This window comes from Nocardia sp. NPDC047654, assembly GCF_043205035.1.
Taxonomy (GTDB): Bacteria; Actinomycetota; Actinomycetes; order Mycobacteriales; family Mycobacteriaceae; genus Nocardia.
Map to the genome: position 1 here is coordinate 1 of NZ_JBIDDF010000017.1, position 21,119 is coordinate 21,119.

General features: G+C 69.6%; 19 protein-coding genes and 1 pseudogene. 13 read left to right on the plus strand and 7 right to left on the minus strand.

What is annotated here, in order from left to right; genetic code table 11:
* The first annotated feature begins 432 nt into the window (after positions 1 to 432).
* The 6 genes from ACGF7Y_RS30220 (at position 433) to ACGF7Y_RS30245 (ending at position 7,581) form a co-directional block, all read left to right on the plus strand.
* A complete protein-coding gene (locus tag ACGF7Y_RS30220; RefSeq protein ID WP_393239722.1) occupies positions 433 to 627 on the plus strand; it encodes a hypothetical protein in 195 nt (64 codons plus the stop codon).
* A gap of 217 nt (positions 628 to 844) precedes the next feature.
* Positions 845 to 2,065 (plus strand): sensor histidine kinase, encoded by a 1,221-nt coding sequence (locus tag ACGF7Y_RS30225; RefSeq protein ID WP_393239725.1) that lies wholly within the window; start codon positions 845 to 847, stop codon positions 2,063 to 2,065.
* Positions 2,062 to 2,739, plus strand: a complete 678-nt coding sequence (locus ACGF7Y_RS30230) for a response regulator (protein ID WP_393239728.1) — start codon at positions 2,062 to 2,064, stop codon at positions 2,737 to 2,739. The genes ACGF7Y_RS30225 and ACGF7Y_RS30230 overlap by 4 nt, the downstream gene beginning before the upstream one ends.
* Before the next feature lie 251 nt (positions 2,740 to 2,990).
* Complete coding sequence (locus ACGF7Y_RS30235) at positions 2,991 to 3,929, plus strand: alpha/beta hydrolase (RefSeq protein ID WP_393239731.1); 939 nt, start codon at positions 2,991 to 2,993, stop codon at positions 3,927 to 3,929.
* 20 nt (positions 3,930 to 3,949) lie between these two features.
* On the plus strand, positions 3,950 to 5,869 hold the full coding sequence (locus ACGF7Y_RS30240; RefSeq protein WP_393239734.1) for an ABC transporter ATP-binding protein: 1,920 nt from the start codon (positions 3,950 to 3,952) through the stop codon (positions 5,867 to 5,869).
* Positions 5,866 to 7,581, plus strand: coding sequence for an ABC transporter ATP-binding protein (locus tag ACGF7Y_RS30245; RefSeq protein ID WP_393239737.1), 1,716 nt, complete (start codon positions 5,866 to 5,868; stop codon positions 7,579 to 7,581). The genes ACGF7Y_RS30240 and ACGF7Y_RS30245 overlap by 4 nt, the downstream gene beginning before the upstream one ends.
* Before the next feature lie 71 nt (positions 7,582 to 7,652).
* On the opposite strand, the gene ACGF7Y_RS30250 is transcribed toward ACGF7Y_RS30245, so the two are convergent.
* Positions 7,653 to 8,309, minus strand: coding sequence for a hypothetical protein (locus tag ACGF7Y_RS30250; protein ID WP_393239739.1), 657 nt, complete (start codon positions 8,307 to 8,309; stop codon positions 7,653 to 7,655).
* Positions 8,310 to 8,423: 114 nt separating this feature from the next.
* Between ACGF7Y_RS30250 and ACGF7Y_RS30255 the strand changes: the two genes are divergently transcribed.
* On the plus strand, positions 8,424 to 11,630 hold the full coding sequence (locus ACGF7Y_RS30255) for a BTAD domain-containing putative transcriptional regulator (RefSeq protein ID WP_393239742.1): 3,207 nt from the start codon (positions 8,424 to 8,426) through the stop codon (positions 11,628 to 11,630).
* Between the two features lie 46 nt (positions 11,631 to 11,676).
* Here ACGF7Y_RS30255 and ACGF7Y_RS30260 read toward each other — a convergent pair whose 3' ends face one another.
* Positions 11,677 to 12,417 carry an SDR family oxidoreductase gene (locus ACGF7Y_RS30260; protein WP_393239745.1) on the minus strand — a complete coding sequence of 247 codons (741 nt, stop codon included), beginning with the start codon at positions 12,415 to 12,417 and terminating at the stop codon, positions 11,677 to 11,679.
* Between the two features lie 400 nt (positions 12,418 to 12,817).
* Between ACGF7Y_RS30260 and ACGF7Y_RS30265 the strand changes: the two genes are divergently transcribed.
* The gene (locus tag ACGF7Y_RS30265; RefSeq protein WP_393239748.1) at positions 12,818 to 13,063 is read left to right on the plus strand and encodes a hypothetical protein; all 246 of its coding nucleotides are present in this window, start codon (positions 12,818 to 12,820) and stop codon (positions 13,061 to 13,063) included.
* Between the two features lie 49 nt (positions 13,064 to 13,112).
* On the opposite strand, the gene ACGF7Y_RS30270 is transcribed toward ACGF7Y_RS30265, so the two are convergent.
* Positions 13,113 to 14,033 (minus strand): RNA polymerase sigma-70 factor, encoded by a 921-nt coding sequence (locus ACGF7Y_RS30270; protein ID WP_393239751.1) that lies wholly within the window; start codon positions 14,031 to 14,033, stop codon positions 13,113 to 13,115.
* Between the two features lie 121 nt (positions 14,034 to 14,154).
* Positions 14,155 to 15,123, minus strand: a complete 969-nt coding sequence (locus ACGF7Y_RS30275) for a cation diffusion facilitator family transporter (protein WP_393239754.1) — start codon at positions 15,121 to 15,123, stop codon at positions 14,155 to 14,157.
* Positions 15,124 to 15,249: 126 nt separating this feature from the next.
* Between ACGF7Y_RS30275 and ACGF7Y_RS30280 the strand changes: the two genes are divergently transcribed.
* From ACGF7Y_RS30280 to ACGF7Y_RS30290, 3 genes are all read left to right on the plus strand, one after another.
* Positions 15,250 to 15,945, plus strand: a complete 696-nt coding sequence (locus ACGF7Y_RS30280) for a hypothetical protein (protein ID WP_393239757.1) — start codon at positions 15,250 to 15,252, stop codon at positions 15,943 to 15,945.
* A gap of 241 nt (positions 15,946 to 16,186) precedes the next feature.
* On the plus strand, positions 16,187 to 16,636 hold the full coding sequence (locus ACGF7Y_RS30285; RefSeq protein WP_393239760.1) for a hypothetical protein: 450 nt from the start codon (positions 16,187 to 16,189) through the stop codon (positions 16,634 to 16,636).
* 249 nt (positions 16,637 to 16,885) lie between these two features.
* A complete protein-coding gene (locus tag ACGF7Y_RS30290) occupies positions 16,886 to 17,515 on the plus strand; it encodes a glyoxalase (protein WP_393239763.1) in 630 nt (209 codons plus the stop codon).
* Between the two features lie 46 nt (positions 17,516 to 17,561).
* On the opposite strand, the gene ACGF7Y_RS30295 is transcribed toward ACGF7Y_RS30290, so the two are convergent.
* Both ACGF7Y_RS30295 and ACGF7Y_RS30300 read right to left on the minus strand, forming a co-directional pair.
* Positions 17,562 to 18,416 (minus strand): helix-turn-helix domain-containing protein, encoded by an 855-nt coding sequence (locus ACGF7Y_RS30295; protein ID WP_393239766.1) that lies wholly within the window; start codon positions 18,414 to 18,416, stop codon positions 17,562 to 17,564.
* A 9-nt stretch (positions 18,417 to 18,425) separates the two neighbouring features.
* Entirely contained in the window at positions 18,426 to 18,575 is a 150-nt protein-coding gene (locus ACGF7Y_RS30300) for a hypothetical protein (protein ID WP_393239768.1), read from the minus strand.
* Positions 18,576 to 18,680: 105 nt separating this feature from the next.
* Here ACGF7Y_RS30300 and ACGF7Y_RS30305 point away from each other — a divergent pair, with 105 nt between their 5' ends.
* Positions 18,681 to 19,316, plus strand: coding sequence for a hypothetical protein (locus ACGF7Y_RS30305; protein ID WP_393239771.1), 636 nt, complete (start codon positions 18,681 to 18,683; stop codon positions 19,314 to 19,316).
* 23 nt (positions 19,317 to 19,339) lie between these two features.
* Here the strand turns inward: ACGF7Y_RS30305 and ACGF7Y_RS30310 are convergent.
* Positions 19,340 to 19,984: pseudogene (locus tag ACGF7Y_RS30310) on the minus strand (dihydrofolate reductase family protein).
* 366 nt (positions 19,985 to 20,350) lie between these two features.
* On the opposite strand from ACGF7Y_RS30310, the gene ACGF7Y_RS30315 reads away from it, so the two are divergent.
* Complete coding sequence (locus ACGF7Y_RS30315; RefSeq protein WP_393239774.1) at positions 20,351 to 21,022, plus strand: serine protease; 672 nt, start codon at positions 20,351 to 20,353, stop codon at positions 21,020 to 21,022.
* The last annotated feature ends 97 nt before the right edge of the window (positions 21,023 to 21,119 follow it).

Below are 21,119 nucleotides of genomic sequence, written 5' to 3' on the forward strand. Positions count from 1 at the left end.
GGGCGGCGTTGGTGTATTTGGCCGAGTTGCGGATGCCGATCAGTATCGAACTGCCCACGATGAACCGGGACATGACCCAACCACACCGCTGACCCCGGGCGAGCGCGAGGCCGTTCCCGGACGAGTCTCCGGGCCGGTCCTCGGCCGGTCGGCGAGGAAGCGCACGCCGGCGGGCGCCGACGCGCTCTCGAATCGCCTCTCGAGCGCGCCGGCGGTAGCGATGAGGAGTCCCGCGCCATAAGCGCCGGTAGCGCGGCTGGGCACTGCGGGATGTGAGCAGTGCATTCCGTCCTGAGTGATGAGGAGTTCGGCAAGCATGAGCCATAGGACGCTCGGTCCGCCGCATGGCTCGACCGCGAAGCGATCGATGTCCGGAACTGGAGCGGGGTACGCCGTGTCGATGCCGCCCACGGATCGAACAGTGCTGTCGATATGACAACCCCCCAGCACTTCCGGCATATCCACATCGAATCGGGAGCCTTGGTCCTGGACTACCAAGCGTGCGCGGAACAGGCCAGGAGCGTAGCCGCCAACTTGGCACAGAGCCATCCGGAGCTGATCGTCACCATCGATGACGACGTCCACGTCGGGTTGCCGACGCTGCCCTGCGGCGATTTGTGGAAGTGAATCCCGCCGGCGCGGACTCGCCCGAGCAGGCCATCGAGGCAGCGGCGAGACAGCGGAGCCGATCGCGCCCGGGCGGTCGGTCCGAGGATCGTCGCGGCCGGAGTCGCTGTCTACGTGAATACGCGTAGGTAAACGGCGATCGGCTGCGTCGGTCGTCGTAGCCGATCGCGCGCTCGCGCGGGAGCGCGCGAACTCGGGGATGCCGTACCCTCACGGCATGGTTCTGCGGGCGGTGTCGCGACGGTTGTCTGCCTGGATTTCGCGTCGGCCCGCCTGGTTCCCGGATGTCCTGCTGGCGCTGTTCGTCACCGTGATCCAGGTGCAGAGCGCCGCGATCCCGGTGCCGCTCGAGCCGGCCTACACACCGGTGTCGAGTTTCGGATACGCCCTGCTGATCGTCAGCGGCCTGGCCGTCGCCGCGCGTCGCAGCCAGCCGGTCGCGGTGTTCGTGATCACGGGGCTGGCGAGTGTCGTCTATTTCGGTCTCGGCTTCCCCGACCGGCTTTCCTATCTGGGCCTCTTCGTCGCCCTGTACACCCTCGCCGCGTATGGCGACGGGCGGCGATCGCTGCTGGTCGCCGGTGCGGGCATCACGGTGCTGGCCCTCGGCTGGCTGATCGCCGCGGCGGACATCCAGCCGCTGGTGGCCATCGGGTGGGTGTTCTTCCGGATCGGCGCGTCGGTGATCAGCACGATCCTCGGCGAGTCGGTCCGATCCCGCCGGGTCATCGCCGCCGATGCGCAACAGCGCGCAGAATTGGCCGAAAGGTCCCGCGACGAGGAAGCCAGGGCGCGGGTCGACGCCGAGCGGCTGCGGATCGCACGCGAAGTCCACGACACCGTCGCGCACGCGATCGCCATCATCAACGTGCAGTCCGGCGTCACCGCCCATGTGCTCGACAAGCGACCGGAACAGGCCCGCGAAGCACTGCGCACCATCGAACAGACCAGTTCGCGGGCGCTGCGGGAGATGCGAGCCATTCTCGGCGTCCTGCGCGACGGCGACGAACGTGAGCCCTACCCCGGTCTCGGCCAGATCGATGAACTGGTCGGCAAGGCCCGCGACGCCGGGCTCGACATCGCGTTCGAGCAGACCACCCCGGTGACGCCGCTCCCCAGCGCCGTGGGCAGCGCCGCGTACCGCATCGTGCAGGAATCGATCACCAACGTGATCCGGCACGTCGGCCCGACCAGGGTGACGGTGGCGCTCGAACCCGCCATCGACGCCTTGCGGATACGAGTGATCGACGAAGGCCGCGGCGACGCGGCGCGCGTCCCGGCGCACGCGGGCGGCTCGGACCCGACCGGCCGCGGCATCCTCGGGATGCGGGAACGCTGCCGGTTGCTCGGCGGTGAACTCGACGCGACGCCGCGTCCCGGCGGCGGGTTCGAGGTCACGGCCCGATTGCCGCTGACTCCGGTCGGATCGCGCTTGTGAACTCGACGCCTCCGATCAAGGTTCTGCTCGCCGACGACGAACGCCTGGTCCGCTCCGGTTTCAAGGTCCTGCTCGACCTGGAGGACGACATCATGGTGGTCGGTGAAGCCACCACCGGCGCGGAAGCTGTCGAACTCGCCCGTGCCACTCGCCCCGACGTCGTCCTGATGGACATCCGCATGCCCCGACTGGACGGGATCCGCGCCACCGCCCAGATCGCGCAGGCCACCGGGATGGAGCGGGTCAAGGTGCTCATCCTCACCACCTACGACACCGACGAGAACGTCTTCGACGCCTTGCAGGCGGGCGCGAGCGGATTCTTGCTCAAGGACGCGGGCCCCGCCGAGCTCTTGCACGCCATCCGAGTGATCGCCGCCGGTGACGCGTTGCTCGCACCGCGGATCACCCGCCGCCTGATCGGCCAGTTCACCGCGCAGCGCAGGGCTGCGAAGTCCGCGCAGGACCGGCTCGCCGTGCTGACCGACCGTGAGCGCGAAGTGCTGGCCCTGGTGGGGCAGGGCATGAGCAACGACGAGATCGGCGCCGCGCTGTTTCTCAGTCCCGCCACCGCGCGCACCCATGTCAGCCGCGCGATGGTGAAACTGGGTGCGCGCGACCGCGCGCAGCTGGTCGTGATCGCCTACCAGACCGGGCTGAGCGGTCCCACCTCTTAGGGATCGGGTTCCTCCGCGTCCGAGTGCCGGCGCGGCCCACGGGCAACGAGCGGTGCGTGCATGAGATCCCCGCGATTCGTCGGGTGGTTGTCGCGGTACATCGTGGCCGCGGTGAGTGATTCGTGAACCGGATGCGCGCTCGGCTACGACGACCGACGCAGCCGATCGCTATTCGTATACGCGCATTCACGTAGACAGCGACTCCCGTCGCCGGAAGCCGAGCATGCCCGGCGAGCGCGACGATCGACGGCATGATCTTGGATCCCGAACTCGAAGCAGCTGTCTCGTTCTTCCCCCCGGCCGACCTGAGCGACCCCGTCACCGCCCGCAAACGCCTCGCTGAACTGGCCGCCGCGATCCCGGTACCGGCCACCGCGCACCTGCGGATCGAAGATCGCACGGTGCCCGGCGACGTCGATGTGCCGATACGGATCTATCGGCCACGCGGGGCGCGAGGCGCGATGATCTGGCTGCACGGCGGCGGATTCGTGATGGGTGATCTGGACACCGAACATCCGTGGGCCACGATGCTCGCCGAGAATTCCGGCGCGACGGTGATCTCGGTGGGCTTCCGCTTGGCGCCGGAACATCCGTTCCCCGCCGCCCATGACGACGTCTACGCGGTGCTGGCCTGGACGGCCGAGCACGCGGCCGAACTCGGCATCGACCCGGCGCGGATCGCGATCGGAGGCCACAGCGCCGGCGCGGGACTCGCGACCGCGGTCGCGTTGCGGGCGCGTGACCAGCAAGGGCCGCCGATCCGGTTCCAGCTGCTCAACCAACCCGTCCTCGATGACCGCCAGCAGGCGTGGTCGGCGCGTAATTTCACCGATACGCCCTTCGTGACTCGGGCGAAGGTGGCTCAGATGTGGCAGCACTACCTGGGTTGCACGCCTGCCACACCGTACGCCGCGCCCGCGCGGGCCACGGATCTATCCGGTCTGCCACCCGCCTACATCGCCACCGCCGAGTTCTGCCCGAATCGCGACGAAGACATCGACTACGCGCTGCGCCTGCTGCGGGCGGGCGTGCCGGTCGAGCTGCATCAGTGGCCCGGCACATTCCACGGGTCGCAGGCGATCCTGTCCGCCGAGGTGTCCCAGCGCCAGAGCGCCGAACTCGCCGCTGTCCTGCGCCGCGCCCTGGCCGATGCCTCGACCGGCTCGCAAAAGCATTCAGCCGCACAGTGATCGATGAAGGCCGGAGAACGATGAGCACCATCGACCTCGCCGAGGCGAGGAAGCAGTCCATCCCACCCCCATCGGCTGCCGAACCCTCGGCGCAGCGGAGCGCGACGGAGTTGCTGCGCCCATACCTCGGGGGTTTCGCCGCCGTCGTCGTCCTCCAGATCGTCGGCGCCGTCGCTGGTCTGGCGCCGTTGCTCGCGGTGGTCGAACTGGGCCGAACGCTGTTGTCGCCGCACCCGATCGATCACGGACATATCCGGATGATCGTGCTCGCGGGTGCGGCCGGACTGTTCGTCCGGCTGCTGTGCACGGCCGCGTCGTCCGGACTCGGGCATCTTCTCGACAGCCGGGTGCAGCTGTCGTTGCGCAGGCAACTGGCCGCACGACTGGGCCGGGTCCCGATCGGATGGTTCTCCCGCCGCCGCACCGGCGAGCTGGCGACCATCGTGGGCAAGGACGTCGACGCCGTGCACCCGCTCATCGCCCACACCCCTGGCGATCTGGTCGCGGCCTTCGTCGTGCCGCTGGTGTCTCTGATCTACTTGTTCACCGTCGACTGGCGCCTGACGTTGATCACGCTGATACCGGTGGTGCTGGCAGTCGCGCTGGTCCCCCTCATGATGACCCCCGCCCGGCTGCACGCACAGAAGGAGTTCGACGCGGGGATGGGCCGGATCGCGAATGCGACCGTCGAGTTCGTGCAGGGCATCTCGGTGGTCAAGGCGTTCGGCTCCGGCGAGCGTGCCCACCGGAGATTCCGCACGGCCACAGACGATTTCGCGGACTCCTTTCTGCGCATGGTGCACGGTCTCGCCGGCATCGGCGCGGCGATGCAGGTGGTGCTGTCGCCGCCGTTCGTGCTGCTGGTCGTGCTGATCGGCGGCACGGTCCTGATCCAGGGCGGCTCCCTGGCTCCGGCGGATCTCCTGCCGTTCCTGCTGCTGGGGCTCGGCCTGACCGCTCCGGTCGCGGCACTGGGTCACGGCTTCGACGATCTACAGGCCGCGCGGCGCGCGGTCGGCCGGATCCGGGACGTGCTCGCGGTGCCGTCGCTACCGGAGCCCGCGCTCCCGGTCGCACCGCAAGGGAACCGGGTGGAACTGCGTGACGTCCGATTCGGCTACGACGCCGATCACGAGGTGCTGCGCGGGATCGACCTGGTGCTCGAGCCGGGTACGGTCACCGCCATCGTCGGGCCGTCGGGAAGCGGGAAATCCACCCTGGTGCGGCTGTTGCCCCGATTCTTCGACCCGACCCACGGTTCGGTCCTGCTGGGCGGTGTCGACCTGCGCCGACTCGGCAGCCGGGAGCTCTACCGGATGGTCTCCTTCGTCTTCCAGGACGTTCGCCTGCTGCGCGCGTCGGTCGCGGACAACATCGCGCTGGCGGTACCGCGGGCCGACCTCGACGACGTGGTGCGCGCGGCCCGGCTGGCGAACATCCACGACCGGATTCTCGAGCTGCCGCACGGCTACGACACGGTGCTCGGCGCCGATGCCGGTTTGTCCGGCGGTGAGGCGCAGCGGATCTCGATCGCCCGCGCGCTACTGGCCGACGCACCCGTTCTCGTGCTCGACGAGGCGACCGCCTTCGCCGACCCGCAGACCGAACAGGCCGTGCGCCGAGCCATGACGACACTGAAGGGCGATCGCACGATCCTGGTCATCGCGCATCGTCTCGAGACCATCGCCGACGCCGACACCGTCGTGATGGTGGAGAACGGATCGATCGTCGAACGCGGCACGCCCGCCGAACTGCTGGCACAGAACGGGAAGTTCGCCGAATTCCGGCGATCGCACCGAGCCGCGCGCACCGATGTGGTCGAAACCCTCGGCGGCGTGCTACGGCGCGAGCTCGGGCCACGGAGCGGGCAGTGGAACGCGACCACGCGGCGGCCCGCGGACGTCGCCGATCAGACATCGCAAGGAGGCGAGCCCCGATGATTCGCATGCTGCTGCGCGTGCTGGGACGCGAGTACGCGCGGCCCGTACGTCGCACCGTGGTCATGATGACGGCCACCTCGATAGCGGAAGGCCTGTCCTACGCACTTCTGGTTCCGCTGTTGCGGGCGCTGTTCGGCGACACGCCCACGGACGCCTGGCCCTGGCTGATCGCCTTCGGCGCGGCGATCGCGGGCTACGCGGCGCTGCGCTATCGCAGCGATCTGTCCGGATTCCTCGTCGGGACCACGCTGCTGCGCGGTGTCTATCGCCGATTCGGCGATCACCTGGCTCGATTGCCCCTCGGCTGGTTCACCGCCCGCCGCGTCGGGGAGGTCTCGGTGCTCGCGAGCGAGGGTGTGCTGCAGGCGATGAGCGTGATCGCGCATCTGCTCGCACCGATGATCTCCGCGAGTGTGACGCCGCTGACGATCGTCGCCGTGATGCTCGCCTACGACTGGCGCATGGGGCTGGCCGCGCTGGCCGCCGTACCGGTCGTGGCGGTGATCCAGCTCTGGACGGGACGCTCGATGGCCGCCGCGGACGCGGACCGGAGCGAACGCGTGAAGGAGGCGACGGGGAGAGTCATCGAATTCCTTCAGGCGCAGCCGGTCCTGCGTGCCGGCGGCCGGACCGCCGAACGATTCCGGATGCTCGACGATTCGTTGTCGGCGCTCGAACGCGCCTCCCGCCGCGCCATGCTGTCGGCGCTGCCCGGCATCGTCGGCCTGACGCTCACGGTCCAAGCGATGTTCACCGCGCTGCTGGCCCTCGGCGCCTACCTGGCGCTCGGCGGGCACATCGGTGCGGCGGAGATCCTGACCCTCCTGGTGCTGGCCGCCCGCTGCGCGGATCCGCTGCTGTCGCTGTCGGAGATCGGCGGCAAACTCCGCGGCGCGCGTTCCGTGCTGGCCGGTCTCGACACGGTGTTGCGCACCGAGCCGCTGCCGGAACCTCGCAGGCCGATCCCGCCGACCGGTCACGACTTGGCGTTCGAGTCCGTCGTCTTCCGGCACGGCGGCCGCACCGTGATCGACGACGTGTCGCTGTCGGTACCCGAGGGACAGCGGGTCGCGATCGTCGGACCGTCCGGTGCGGGGAAGAGCACACTGCTGCAACTGCTCGCACGGTTCTACGACGTGGACGACGGCACGGTGCGTGTGGGAGGCGTCGACGTGCGCGCGATCGGCACGGATGTGTTGATGCGGCGGTTCGCCATCGTCTTTCAGGACGTCTATCTCTTCGACGGCACCATCGAGGAGAACGTGCGCCTCGGCCGTCCCGATGCCGACGACGCCGAGGTGCGGGCCGCGGCGGCCGCCGCCCGGCTGGACGAGGTGATCGAGCGGCTGCCCGGCGGCTGGGCGACGAATGTCGGCGAGGGCGGAGCGCTGCTGTCCGGCGGTGAGCGGCAACGGGTTTCGATCGCACGCGCGTTGCTGAAGAACGCGCCCATCGTGCTGCTGGACGAGGTGACCTCCGCGCTGGACCCGGTGAACGAGGCGGCTGTGCACGACGGTATCGAACGCCTGATGGCGGGCCGGACGGTGGTGCTGGTCGCGCACCGGCTGCGGACCGTCCAGCGCGCCGATCACATCGTCTTTCTGGACAACGGCCGGATCGTCGAAGAGGGCAGTCACGACCAGTTGGTGCGCCGGGGTGGCCGGTACGCCGATTTCTGGGCGATGTCCATGGCAACGGCAGCGAGCGAATGAGCCGGGATGTCGTCACCGCGGCCGGGATCAGCGGCGGTGACGAGATCCCGGCTCCACCCCGGGCGGCCCGGTCACGCGGTCGGCGGTGCGGCCGGGCCACGCGTGCGCTTCGTCCAGCGGTGCAATCCGCCCGGCCTGCGCAGCATCAGGACACCGATGGCGGCGATGGCGATGCCGCGCGGCGCCTCGTAGATGAATCCGGACAGCCCCTGGGTGGCGGGGATGGGAAGGAAGAAGCCGGCCATGCCGAGCAGCGTGAGCACCGCGATCCATCGCGGAACGGTGTGGTGGCGCAGCAAACTCGCGCCCAGCAGGCCCATTCCGGCCAGCATGACCAGACCGCCGATCGAGTTGAACAGCGCGAACGCGGTCGTGTCGATCATGTTGTCGTTGCCCGCGATCAGGTGCGCGGTCGCGGGATCGGACGCGAAAGGGTAGGCGACGAACAATTCGACGGTGAGATGTCCGGTCGCCGTGACGATATTGCCGAGCAGATAGGCGACCGTGCCGACGAACCCGGCCGCGCCCAGTCGCGGGCGCAGCCACGCGTACATGCCAGGCAGTCCGCACACCAGCAGGACGGTTCCGATGCCGAGCAGGATCTGCGCGATCGGCGTACCCGGACTGGTGAGCGCTTCGACCGAATGGCCCTTGCCCGCGACGATCGGGTGCAGTGAGCCGCCCGCGATGCACAGGGCGCCGCCGATGGTCAGCGCGGCGCCGCACATCCGCGTTACAGTCTCGCGAGAGGGGCCGGCGACGGTCCCATCGTCGCCGGTGGCCGGGGTTGGCAGGAGTGCTTGCGTGTGTGTCATGAGCCAAGAGTCGACGAGGGCGCTGGTGTGACGCTGGTGCGCGGCGGGTCCGGCGACGACTCACCCGCCATCGCGGTGCTCGGTCCGCTGGAGGTGCGCGGCCCGGACGGCGACCGCATCGCCATCCCGGCGCGCAAACACGCCGATCTCCTGGTCATCCTCGCGGCCGAGCGCACCGCCCGCAGCGCGCACTATCTGTGCGAATTGCTCTGGCGCGGAAAACCGCCCGACAGCGCCCTGGTCACCCTCCAGGGTTATGTGTCACGGTTGCGCCGGGCGCTGCGGACACTCCCCGACGTCCGGATCGAGACGGGCCCCAACGGCTACGCGCTGCGGTGCGGCGGTTCGGGCACCGACCTCGACCTGCTCGACGTGCTGTCCAGGGACGCGAGGGCGGCGCACGCCGATGGTGACATCGAACGCGCCGTGGCTCTACTCGAGCGCGCGTTGCGCCTGTGGCGCGGCGACGCGCTGCCGGATGTCGGCGACATCGCCGAACTCGCTCCCGAGCGCACGCGTCTGGACGAGTTGCGATCGGAACTGGTCGAGTTGTGCGCCGAGGGATTGATCGTGCTGGGCCGGGCCCGGCACGCGGTCACCCTGCTCACCGATGAGCGCGAGCGGCATCCGCATCGGGAAGGCACGGCACGGCTGCTGGCGCTGGCGCTGCGCGACTGCGGACGGATCCCGGAGGCGCTCGACGTGCTCACCCGGTTGCGGCGCTCGCTGCGCGAAGAGTTGGGGCTCGATCCCGCGCCCGACACCACCCGGATCGAGCACGAGATCCGCAACCCGCCGACGCTCTCGCCGCCGGGGCGCTCGGCACTCGTCGGACGTGACGACATCGCCGCAGTCCTCGACCGCGCCCGCGAGCGGTCACAGCGGGGATTGACCGTCGTAACCGTGCGCGGCGCACCCGGCATCGGCAAGACAGCCGTCATCGAGGACACCGTGCGACGCCACGGCGACGCGGCCTTCTTCACCGCGGGCAGCAGCGGGATGGGTTCCCCGGCTCTGGCGACGCTCACGCCGTGGCTGGATCAGGCGGCGCTGGCCGGGCGCGCGGTTCCCGAGATCCCGACACCGCGGGCGCTCGCCGCGCTCTTCGCGGAGGTGATACGGGAGACCGGCCGGATCGTCGCGATCATCGACGACGTGCAATGGGCCGATCCCGACTCGGTGCGGATGATCGCGGCGGCCATGCGCGTACTGCGCGGCCATCCGGTCCTGCTGTTGCTCACGGTGCGGCCCGAGCCGCTCCCGGCCGAGGTGGACGCCGCGGTGCGGTTGCTGCACTCCGCGGGCGCCCATGTCGCGGTGGACCTGCCGCCGTTGTCGGACGCCGCGGTGGACGAATTGGTGCGCGCCGAGGTGAGTTCGGCCGGTCGGCGGGTGCGTGCCCAGATCGTCCAGGTGAGTGGCGGCAGTCCGTTCGTCGCGGCGCAACTGTGCGACCTCGTCCGAACCGGTCGCCGGTTGGATGTCGGTGGGGCGGCAACCGAGATCACGGCGGCGAAGCTGGGCGCCGTTTCGCCTGCGGCGCGGGCGCTCGCCGAGGTGTTGGCCGTCATCGGCCCGGACGCCCCGGTCGGATTGGCCGCCGCCGCCGACGGCGCGCCGCGTTTCGATGAACGGATCGGCGAGCTCGTCGCCGCGCGAGTCGTGTCGGTCGAGGGCGGCGCCGTCGCCTTCGGGCATGAACTCGTGCGCGCCGCCGTGCTGGCCACGATCGGTGAGGTACGCACCGCACTGTTGCACAAACGGATCGCGGACGCGCTGGCCGACCTGCGGCCCGACGCGCTCGCGGCGCGGGCATTGCATCGCAGCGCCGCCGCGCTCGATTCGCTGGATCCCGCCGCGGCGCAGGTTTGTGCCGCCGCGGCGCGGGACGCACTGCGGCGCGACGCGGCTACCGAATGCGCCGAACTCGCCGCACGCGGGATCCGGCACGCGGGATCCGGCGACGTGGAGTTGTCCATCGAATTGGATCGGCTCGCCGGACAGGCGCACAACCGCCTCGGCCACTTCGACGCGGCCGCCGCGTGTTTCGACCGGGCCGGGTGGCGATGCGGTGAGCACGGCGACTGGGCCGGGCTGGCGCGAACCGCGCTGCTGGCCGCGCCCCGCGGCGTCGCCGGGTATTTCTCCGGCTACGGCGTGGTGCAAGCCGGTTCGTCGGGGCTGCGAGCACAGGCATTGGCCCATCGCCTCGATCTCGACGCCGATCTGGTCGCCGAGGTGGAGGCGATCGAGGCCGCCGACCGTGCGATTCACGGTCTCGCGGGCGATCGCGACGTCTTGGCCGACGCGCGGGCGCGCAGCGCACCGGGCAGCCGGTCGTGGCCACAGGTGTTGCTGGCCGAGTTCGTGTGTACCTGGGACCCGACGACCGTCGCCGACCGTCGCAAGATCGCCGAGGAATTGGAAGAACTCGCGGGCCACGACCGCGCCGCGCGGGCGACGGCGGTCCATCTGCGCCGTGTCTGTGCCCTCGAAGCGGGCGATATGCGACTGGTCCGCAGGCTGTCGGCCGAATTCGCCCGGCTCGCTTCCGGCGGCGGCACCGACCTCGCGGCGACCCAGTTGTGGTGGCAGGTGATGCTCGCCGTGCTGCGTGGCGACTACCAGCGGTCCCGGGCGCTGATGACGAAATTCGCCGCCGATCTCGGGACGGTCGACGATCAGGCCCGGTTGCTCGCCGAGGCCTCGGTGCTGACCAGCAGTTCGATCGAACTGTGGCACCGGGGACGCCTCGCCGAGGTGCTGGCCGACGCCGACCGCATGGCCGAGGACTTCGACGAGGACTTCGCGCTGGTGGTCGCGATGGCCGCGGCGGAGATGGGTGACCACGACCGGGCGATGTCGTCGATCGAGTCGGTTGTCGCCCTGCCGGGGAGGTGGCACGGCCCGCGGGTCGTGGTGCGGGTGCCGCTGCTGCTCGAGGCGCTGCTCGCGGTGGGGCAGCGCGCGCCGCGGTGGCGCGGCCGGGTGGCCGAGCTCACCGCCGAACTCGAGCCGCTGACCCAGGGGTGGGGTGAGACGCTGCTCGTGCAATGGCCCGGACTGGTGTGCCTCGGGCCGTCCGGGCTCTATCGCGGTACCGCGCGTGGAATCCTCGGTCTGCCCGGCGCGCACGACGAGGTGGTCGCGGCGCGGCACCGGGCGCGCGCACTCGGTGCGCGGCCCTACGAGTCGCGCGCCGAGGACCGGCTGACCCGCTGGCCGTTCGCCTGAGCGCCACGACTCTTGCGCGACGCGCCGTTCGGTGGGGTAACGGGATTCAGTGCGCTTCGCGGATCCAATCCCGGTAATGCGTCGATGCCAGGTGTGCGTCCGGCCCCGCGGTGAGCACATCTCCGGTGACGGCGGCGAACATGCCCGCGGTGTCGTCGGTGACGACGGTCCGATCGTCGTGCTGGGCGGCCAGGGTGAGCCTGCCGAGTTCGTCGAGGGTGAAGACATCCGGACCCGCGAAGTTACGAACCCCCAGCAAAGGCTCGCCGGTGGCGACCTCGACGACCGCGTCGACGACGTCCGCGGCGGCGATCGGCTGGATCGGGGTGGCGGGCAGGCGGACGGTGTCGCCATCGGCGGTCCAGGACAGCACCGCGTCCATGAACTCGAAGAACTGGGTGACGCGAACGATGGAGTACGGCGTCGGCCCCTGCCGGAGCAGCTCCTCCTGGAGGGTCTTGGCCCGGTAGTAGTCCAGCTGAGGCACCTGGTCGACCCCCACGATCGAGAGGACGACCTGGTGGCGGACACCTGCGGTCTTGCCGGCGGCGAGCAGGTTGTCCATGGAGGTGCGGAAGAAGTCCAGGGACGCCTCGTCGAAGGTCGGCGAGTTCGCCAGGTCGATCACGACTTCGGCGCCTTCCAGTGCCTGGTCCAGGCCTTTCCCGGTGATCAGGTCTACACCGGTGGACATCGCCGCGGGGACGGCCTCGTGCCCGGCAGCGGTCAGCTTCCGAACCACCTGCGAGCCGATCCGCCCGGTTCCGCCGAGCACTGTGAGCCGCATGGTTCCCGCCTTTCCCGTTGTGCCACCGGCCATTCCGGCGGTTCATGGCGGGTGGCCGTGCGCCACGAGCAGTCGACCGACCGTCCGCGGTCGAAGCATTCCACCGGCGACCGGCGGCAGGGCGGCTTTGCCGACCCACACGACAGAACCGTTATCGGTTCGTTCCGGCCGAGAGACCGGAGAGGTGGCAGCTCACCGATCGTCGAGCCGCCCGGGGCAGGTGCGACGGCGCCGGATCATTCCTCGGTTTCCATGTGCGAATCGATCCGCGAGAGGATCTCCTCGATGCTGTCACGCACCCACAGGGCCAGCCGGTCGCTGTTCATGGCGGTGGCGACCGAGGCCGGGTCATCCAGGGGTAATCACAGGCCGGGAGCGGCATGCTGTCCTTCTGTTACTGGTGCGATCGCGGGCGGTGGTGCCACGGGGCGTCGCCGGTGACGTCGCGGCGGCCGTACCCGGAGTGTGGAGCGGGGAGAGTGCGGCCGCCATCGTGGCCGCGCTGGTAGGGGGCGGATCCGGCGCCCCGGTCCGCGAGGCGGCGCTCGCCCTGGTGCGCGCCGCGGAGCGCGGAGAGGCCGGACGCGCCGCGCTCGCAGATGCCTACCTCCAGTTGATCATGGCGGAAGTGGCCGTCGGCGAGTGAGCGGCGCGGGGCGGAGAGCTGCCTCGGCGGCATCTCGCGACTCCTGTCATCAGCGGGAGAGAGCGGTTTCGCGCTGCATACGGGAGAGCTTCTCGGGATTGCGCACGGCGTAGAGCCCGGTGACGAGTCCGTCATCGACGCGCAGCGCCAGGACCGTGTCGATCTCGCCGTTCACCCGGACGATCAGCGCCGGGTAGCCGTTGACCTGTACCGGTTGCCTTGCTGCCGCGGCGAGCCTGCCGAGTCCGGCAGCCAGCACCCGGGCCACATTGTCGGCTCCCATGACGGGCGACAGCGTGGCCTGCACGACGCCGCCGCCGTCTCCGAGCAGGACCACATCCGGTGCGAGGATGTCGAGCAGGTTCTGCAGATCGCCTGTTTCGATCGCTCGCTGGAATGCCTGGAGTGCGTTGCGGGTCTCGGCTGCTGATACGACTCCGCGCGGACGGCGTGCGGCGACGTGCGCGCGCGCCCGGTACGCGAGCTGGCGGACCGCGGCCGGGCTCTTGTCGACGGCCTCGGCGATCTCCTCGTACGCCAGATCGAACACTTCGCGCAGGACGAACACCGCCCGCTCGATCGGCGTCAAAGTCTCCAGTACCAGCAGCATCGCCATCGACACGCTTTCGGCCAGTTCGGCGTCCTCGGCCACATCGGGCGCGGTGAGCAGCGGCTCGGGCAGCCACGGCCCGACATAGGACTCCTTGCGCCTGCCGAGCGCGCGCAGCCGGTCGAGCGCTTGGCGGGTGACGATCCGGACCAGGTACGCGCGCTGATCCTGGACGATGCCGAGATCGACGCCCGCCCACCGCAACCAGGTCTCCTGGAGGACGTCCTCGGCGTCGGCGGCGGAGCCCAGCATCTCGTAGGCGACGGTGAACAGCAGGTTCCGATGGGCGACGAACGCCTCGGTCGCGGGGGCGGGGCGTTCGTCGGTCTCGCCGGGCGTGCGCCGCGATGTACCGGCCATGGTGTGGCTCCTGTTCCGTCTCGACTGACTCACCCACTAGACGCCGGGCCGCGCCGCTTCGTAACAGGGGGAGGCGGTGGCGCACGTCACATCGGTGCGTTGTCGCGAGTTCTGCGGCAGCCTACGTCTCGGCGTCCTCCGGGGCGGCGATCGTGAGGACCGCGTCGGCGATGTGCGGGTTGCGTTCGAGTTCGCGTTCGAGCGCGCGCAGGGTGAGGGCGATGCTGGACTCTGCCGGGTCGCCCACCAGATCGACACTGGCGACCAGGAAGACTTGGCGCGGGCCGACGTATTCCAGACGTACGAAGCGCACCGCGGCGACATCGGGCATGGCCTCGATGCGGGCGGCCGCGGCGGCGCGTAGTCCGGGCGAAGCCGGTTCGCCCGTCAGGAAGCGCCGGTTGCGGTCGATGAGCACCACGGCGATCACCCCGAGAAGCACACCGACGAGCACCGATCCGAGTGCGTCCCAGACCGCCGCGCCGGTGAGCTGGTGCAGTCCCATCCCCGCGAAGGCGATGACGATGCCGATCAGCGCCGCGCTGTCCTCGGCGAAGACCGCGCGCAATGTCGGGTCGGAGGTCTCGAGCACGTATTCGAGGATGTCTCGATCGAGACTCTCGGCCTCGCCGCCGAGCTGGCGGGTGGCCTGTAGCCACGAGGTTCCCTCCAAGACGAACGCGATCCCGAGGACCAGGTAGGCGATCGCATAGTCCTGCTCGCCCTGTCCTTCGTGCAGCAGTTCTGTGATGCCGTGCCACACGGACACCGCGGCACCCGCGACGAAGAGCCCGACCGCCGCGAGCAACGACCAGACGTACGCCTCCCGCCCATACCCGAGGGGCCGCTTCGCATCGGCAGTACGCGCACTTCGACGGTTGGCGACCAGGAGAAAGATCTGATTGCCGGTGTCGGCCCACGAATGAGCGGCCTCGGCGACCATCGACGCCGAGCCGGAGAGGGTCGCGGCGACCGTTTTGGCCACCGCCACCGCGAGATTGGCGCCGAAGGCGACGATCACGGTGCGTGTGCTCTCCCCGCCGGAGGCGGGCGAGGGTTTCTCGTCGTGGAAAGCGTTGGCTCGCTCCATCTACGCCAGTGTGACATGAACCGCGCCGGATCATCGCGAGCGCGCATTGCGGTGGCGGGATCCACGAAGTGTGGAGCGCTCGGCTCCCTGATTCGGTGTGTCGGTGCGTCCGGTTAATCTGCCGACATGGTCGAACCGGACGCGGCGCTGCGCCGACTGACACGCGACGCGCGAAAGCTCGTGCAGCCGTACGGCTTCGAGGGATCGGAGGCCAAGTGGGTGCGGGTGGCGGCGGGCGGCGTGGCCTCGGTCGGCCGCAGCCGGACACTGCGTACCTGGACCGATGGCCGCCAGGAGTTGAGGTTCGGCTTGACTCTGAGTGCCACACCCACCGCTTGGTGGGAGTTCTGTAACTGGCGCAACGCGCAGCGGAGCCTCCCCTCCGCGCCGCTCGAGCAGGCGAGCGGCCCCGGCCTGATCGACGAGCACGGTATGGCGGACGACCTGACCGAATTGTGGTCGCTGCGAGTCGACCCGGCACACCCGGGCCAGGCGCGGCAAGCGGACGTCGACGCCGTCCGCGCCGCACTGCCCCGGCGCGTACACGCCTACGCGCGCCGTGCGCTGCGGCTGCTGGAACCCGGTCGCTACCTGGAGGAACTTCTGGCCTTGCCGGACCCGCGAATCCGAACGTGGGAGGCGATCGTCGTCCTGCTCGCCGACGGCGACCCCGGACCGCGACTGGAAGAAGCGCTCATCCGATTCCGGGCGTGCTTCGCGGAAGGAGACGAGGCAGCCTACGCGGAGGACGTCATCGCATACGCGCGGGGCCGCGCGGCCCGGGTTCGAGCAGGCACGACCATGGTCGGTCCCTTCGGCTGATCGGCGTGGCCCGTCGGCGAGTCCGGCGCTCATAGTCGCTCGTGAGATCGATTCGGCGGCGGGCGTTTCGCCGGGAAATGTCCTGGCACCCACCGTGGATGCCGGCGAACTGTCCGGCGGAAGCGGCACGGACGGCCGGTCGCGGGCCAACTTGGAGCGAACCCTGGTCGGTGGCCGGTGAAGGGATTTAGAGTTATCGGCTATGGGTGGTAGGCATCGGAAAGATCGGGGGCGGAGCAGCATGGACTTCGCGGCGGTCGCCCGTGACGTCGCCGCGGCGTGGCGTGATCCGGAAAGCCCGACCGCGCGCGAAGGATTCGCTGTTCGTGCGCTGGCAGCGCAGCCGCAGGTACCGGGATGGATCGTGTGGCTGTACGAGCACGCGGGCGAGCAGTTGGCGCGGCTGGAGTACCAGATGCATTACCCGCTGGACTACGGCGGTCCGGGAGTTCGCACGAGCGAGGAGTGGCTGATCACCCAGCGCGCCTATCTCGCCGAGCGCTCGGCTCGCGCGGTCGAACGCGCCCGCCGCTTCCACGGTGACCGTCCCGGTGTGGTCTACGCCCACGGCCCGGAGTTGCCCGATGACGAGGATTTCTACGACGCCCTCGAATCGGGCAGGGAATGGACCGGGCATTGGTATTCCCGCGACCCGATCGAGGCGTGGGACTGTCCGGGAGTGCCGGCCTGACCTGATCGGTGCAGGCCGAGCCCACATGAGCCCCTTGCGGGGCCCCGGGGGGTGGAGGGCGCCCACCCCCCGGGTGGGTGGGGCGCCCTCAGGGGGTGGACACCCGCATCCCAATGGGACCGTAGCGGCTTGCGGGCCGGCTCCGTGGTAATTCGACGGCGGCGTCGAGCGGCCACCAGGTTGTCCGCTGCCCACAACGATCAGGAATCGAGAAGCGCCGGTCGCCGAGCGGTAATTAGCGTTATCGCCATGGATACCACCACCGAGCAGCCCACTATCGACTCCGTCATTCTCGAGATGCCCGATCCCGCGGCCGGCGCGAGCTTCTACGCCGCCGCGTTCGAGCTCGGCGACAAGGTGCGCGTGCGCGCCTCGGAGGCGCCGACGAACGGGTTCCGCGGCTTCATCCTCTCGCTCGTGGTGTCGCAGCCGAGCACCGTCGACAGCCTCGTCGGCACCGCGCTCGACGCGGGAGCGACGACGCTGAAGCCGGCCAAGAAGAGCTTCTGGGGGTACGGCGGCGTCGTCCAGGCTCCGGACGGGGCGATCTGGAAAATCGCGACGTCGGCGAAGAAGGACACCGGCCCGGCCACCCGGGAGATCGACGATTTCGTGATTCTGCTCGGGGTGGACAACGTCAAGGCGACCAAGCAGTTCTACGTCGATCGCGGCCTGACCGTGGCGAAGAGTTTCGGCAGCAAATACGTCGAGTTCGATGCCTCGTCGTCGTCGGTCAAGCTGGCGCTCTACGGGCGTCGTGCCGCCGCCAAGGATGCCGGCGTCTCGCCGGAGGGCGCCGGCTCGCACCGGCTCGCCATCGGCAGCGATGTCGGGCCCTTCGCCGACCCCGACGGGTTCGCGTGGGAGGCCGTGGCCTGAGCCCGAGCGAGGCTGTGCGCGCATTTCGGAAGGACGTCGAGAACACTTACCGGAAAAATGTTCCCCACGCCCGGTAGCGGTGCGCGGAGATGGCGGTGAGCGGTTCCGCGGCCAGCGCCCCGGGGGTGACCTGCGCGAAGCTCGACACGTCCCGCGATAGATGGGACTGGTCGGTGTAGCCGCAGGTCGCGGCGACCTCGGCGGCGGGGCGGCCGGCCACCAGCCCTTCCACGGCGTGACGGAATCGGACCAGCATGGCGGCACGCTTGGGCGTCAGCCCGATCTGGGACTCGAACCGCGCCCACAGCCGCTTGCGGCTCCATCCGCACGATGCGGCGAGTTCGCCGACCGTGACCTGTCCGCGGTCGGCGAGGATGCGATTCCAGCCGGCGACTACTTCCGGGTCCGGTGTCCGTGCCGGGTCGGCACATCGCAGCAGAAAAGATCGCGTCAGCGCGAATCGCTGTTCCCATGTCGCCGCATCCGCGAGTTGCTCGCGCAGCCACTGCGCCCGACGTCCGAAGAGGTCTTCCACGCCGACGACCGCCGCGCGGCCCAGCTCCGCCGGTGCGATATCCAGCAACGAATAGGCCCGCGCTGGTGTCAACCGCACCTCGACACACTCGACCCGCTCACCGCGGATACGCATCGTTCCGGGCGGATATCCCGAAACGAACCCGGCGAATGCCCGTCTGCCGCCATTGCTCTCGACGACCAGTTCGCTGCCGCCGAACTCGAACAGCACCGTGACCGCCGGTATCCCGGTGACCCGCAGGTCCAGCTCGCCGCCCCCGCGATCACGGAACCCGATCATCGCCGCCCCACCCGCGTGCTCGCCCGCGGTCGCACGCCCGAAATCCCAACCCGCACCGCGATCCCGCTCGAACCCGACCACTCCCACCCATCCAGGCTAACCGGAGGGGTCGATGAAGATCGGAGTCGGTGAGATCGGGAACCGCAGCGCGCCATGCTCGATCTCGAGCGGCACCTCCGGGCCGAGGACATCCACCGCGTGCGCGCTCGCCTGCCTCAGGTCCGGCCAGTCGGACCGAGGTCGCATCCACCAAAGATCGGACCGTCCCCAACCGGCGTAGGGCGCGACGCCGAGCCGGGTGTTTGTTCCCGTTTGCGGGGTATACGCGGGCTGGGTGAACGGAGGTGGCTCATGCCTGAGATCAATAGCCGTGAGGACCGAGAATGGTCTGCGACGGAGTGGGCGCGTGCGCGGTTCGCGCGACAGATGTTGCAGTCGGTTGCTCGTCCGGACCGGGTCGCGGAGGTCATCGCGGAGATCGTCGGTGAGCGTATCGAGGTGGGCCCGGTTCATGCCGGTCCCGGCGGGCTGGTCGGTGTCGCCGCGACGGGTCGGCCCGGGAAGGTCCGGGCCGAAGTGTGTGACGACGAGGGTTGGGACGTCGCCGTGGAGGTGCCGATCACGCTTCGGCTGCGGACGGACTTCGCCGGAGTCATCGGGTGGTTCGCCGCGGCGGTGCGGGTACGCATGCGAGTGGAGCTGGTGCTGGAGGACCCGTGCGCGGTGTTCGTCCGTACCGAGGAGGTGAGCGAGGAGCAGGTGGACATCAGGGTCCGCGCAGTGGATGCCCCCGCCCGTCTCCTCGGTCGGCTCGGGGATGTGCGTTCCCTGCTCGCCGAGCATGTCGTCGCCTATATCGAGGATCTCCTGGCGAGCCCGGAAATCCGCGCGGTGCGGCGCATCGACGTCGCGCGAGTCATCGAGCGTGCGTGGGAGGCGGGACTGATCGTCGACCCGGTAGCTCGGCCGATGCCCCGCAGCGCCTGAGGCGCGGCACCTGTCGGCAGCGGTCAGCGTCGCCAGAAGACGTGGTGCACCACTCCGCTCGGGCTCGGGATCCGCTCCAGGTGAAACCGGTCGACGAGTTCGTCGGGGCTCGCCCACAGCCTTTCGCCGCGACCGAGTTCTACCGGCGCGACAGCGATATGCATCGTGTCGATGAGATCGGCGTCGAGGAATTCCCGGACGACGGCGACACCTCCGCCGATGCGCACGTCCTTTCCCTCGGCGGCATCGAACGCCTGGGCCAGCGCGTCCTTCGGAGTCGCGTCGAGGAAATGGAACGTGGTGTCTCCCAGCGTGATCGACGGTCGCGGATAATGGGTGAGGACGAACACCGGCGTATGGAACGGTGGTTCGTCCCCCCACCATCCTTGCCAGTCGTAGTTCTCTCATGGTCCGCGCTGCGGGCCGAATTTGTTGCGCCCCATGATCTCGGCGCCGATGTTGTTGTGGTAATCGCGGGTGAAGTAGTCGTCGAGACCGTAGCTGCCGCCCGGATCGGTGCGGTTGGGCCAGTGCGCGGTGGCGCCCGCCCATGACCAGAGCGGCCCCGGATCGGCGTGGCCGAACGGGCGATCCAGGCTTTGCCCTTCCCCTGATCCGTAGCCATCGCTGGACACGTTGAAGTTGTGAACGCGGACCAACTGTGCCATTGGCGCTCCCATCTGGTTGCAATCTGCAATCAGGAGAATCTAGCCGCACTGATCTCATATTGCAATCAGTCGCTCGGTGTTGCGAGTTCCAGGGGCGTGGAGAGGCCGCTGGCAGCGGTCGATACCGGCGCTCGACGACCTTCCGGGAAAGACTCTGCGACACAGCCGATCCGGCGTGCCGGAGGCGAAGAACGCCAGGCCCCGTTTCCATCTCGTTCACGTGGGTAGCTCGGACTGGGAACGCGCGTAAGTTTGCGTGGGTCCTGGACTTCGGTGGTGGGAGGCGATGCGTATGCCGGGTTCGCCGGCTGCGGGTGCGGATCGGGCCGGGTCGTGGGGATTCCGCTCGGCTCGGTTGGAGGAACAATGACTCGTTCACTGCTGAAAGTCGTCGCCGCGGCGGCGCTGGCGTGCGGCCCGGTCTCGGTGGGCGCCGGCGCGGCGGCCGGTGTTCCACAGTTGCCGCTGCCGCCGATCGGGGGTGGATCGGGCATCGCGATCGATGACGAAGCCGAATGCACGCTCACCACCATCGGGCACGACGCGGCCGGCCGGTTGGTCGGTCTGACGGCGGGACATTGCGGCGAACCCGGGGCGCGCGTCACGTCCGTGACCTATCCCAGCTACGGGGTGCTGGGTCGATTCGTCTACGCCGATCACGAACTGGATTACGCGGTCATCGAATTCGATGCCGCACGGGTGGTTCCCGCTCGGGAGGTCGGAGGGTTCCTCATCGACGGGCTCGGCGCTCCCGCGCGGTTTCCCGACGTCGTCTGTAAAAAGGGCCGGACCACCGGCCAGACCTGCGGTGTCGCCTGGGGTGACATGACGGGCGACAGCAGTGACACCTGGACTCAGATGTGTGTGCTCAAAGGCGACTCCGGCGCGCCGGTGGTGATCGGTTCGACTTTGGTCGGGATGGTCAACGCCTACTTGGGCATGGGGTGTCTCGGGCCGGAGGTGGGAACCGACATCAACGCCATTCTCACCGACATCGATTCCCGTAATGACGTAGGCGCCGGTTTCCGGCCCATCTGAGCCGTGGAGGCCGTCGCCGCCCCGACCCGGGGCATGGCGGTGCGCGGCCCGCTCGACGGTGCCGCCAGCGGGCGGGGGGGTCGAGCTCGAAACTGCT

Bases quoted from the DNA above. Each gene is read 5' to 3' on its own strand.
- ACGF7Y_RS30275 (WP_393239754.1), bottom strand. From the start codon at position 15,123: ATGGAGCGAGCCAACGCTTTCCACGACGAGAAACCCTCGCCCGCCTCC.
- ACGF7Y_RS30240 (WP_393239734.1), top strand. From the start codon at position 3,950: ATGAGCACCATCGACCTCGCCGAGGCGAGGAAGCAGTCCATCCCACCC.
- ACGF7Y_RS30270 (WP_393239751.1), bottom strand. From the start codon at position 14,033: ATGGCCGGTACATCGCGGCGCACGCCCGGCGAGACCGACGAACGCCCC.
- ACGF7Y_RS30245 (WP_393239737.1), top strand. From the start codon at position 5,866: ATGATTCGCATGCTGCTGCGCGTGCTGGGACGCGAGTACGCGCGGCCC.
- ACGF7Y_RS30250 (WP_393239739.1), bottom strand. From the start codon at position 8,309: ATGTGCGGCGCCGCGCTGACCATCGGCGGCGCCCTGTGCATCGCGGGC.
- ACGF7Y_RS30305 (WP_393239771.1), top strand. From the start codon at position 18,681: ATGCCTGAGATCAATAGCCGTGAGGACCGAGAATGGTCTGCGACGGAG.
- ACGF7Y_RS30315 (WP_393239774.1), top strand. From the start codon at position 20,351: ATGACTCGTTCACTGCTGAAAGTCGTCGCCGCGGCGGCGCTGGCGTGC.
- ACGF7Y_RS30225 (WP_393239725.1), top strand. From the start codon at position 845: ATGGTTCTGCGGGCGGTGTCGCGACGGTTGTCTGCCTGGATTTCGCGT.
- ACGF7Y_RS30300 (WP_393239768.1), bottom strand. From the start codon at position 18,575: ATGCGACCTCGGTCCGACTGGCCGGACCTGAGGCAGGCGAGCGCGCAC.
- ACGF7Y_RS30285 (WP_393239760.1), top strand. From the start codon at position 16,187: ATGGACTTCGCGGCGGTCGCCCGTGACGTCGCCGCGGCGTGGCGTGAT.
- ACGF7Y_RS30290 (WP_393239763.1), top strand. From the start codon at position 16,886: ATGGATACCACCACCGAGCAGCCCACTATCGACTCCGTCATTCTCGAG.
- ACGF7Y_RS30235 (WP_393239731.1), top strand. From the start codon at position 2,991: ATGATCTTGGATCCCGAACTCGAAGCAGCTGTCTCGTTCTTCCCCCCG.
- ACGF7Y_RS30220 (WP_393239722.1), top strand. From the start codon at position 433: ATGACAACCCCCCAGCACTTCCGGCATATCCACATCGAATCGGGAGCC.
- ACGF7Y_RS30260 (WP_393239745.1), bottom strand. From the start codon at position 12,417: ATGCGGCTCACAGTGCTCGGCGGAACCGGGCGGATCGGCTCGCAGGTG.
- ACGF7Y_RS30280 (WP_393239757.1), top strand. From the start codon at position 15,250: ATGGTCGAACCGGACGCGGCGCTGCGCCGACTGACACGCGACGCGCGA.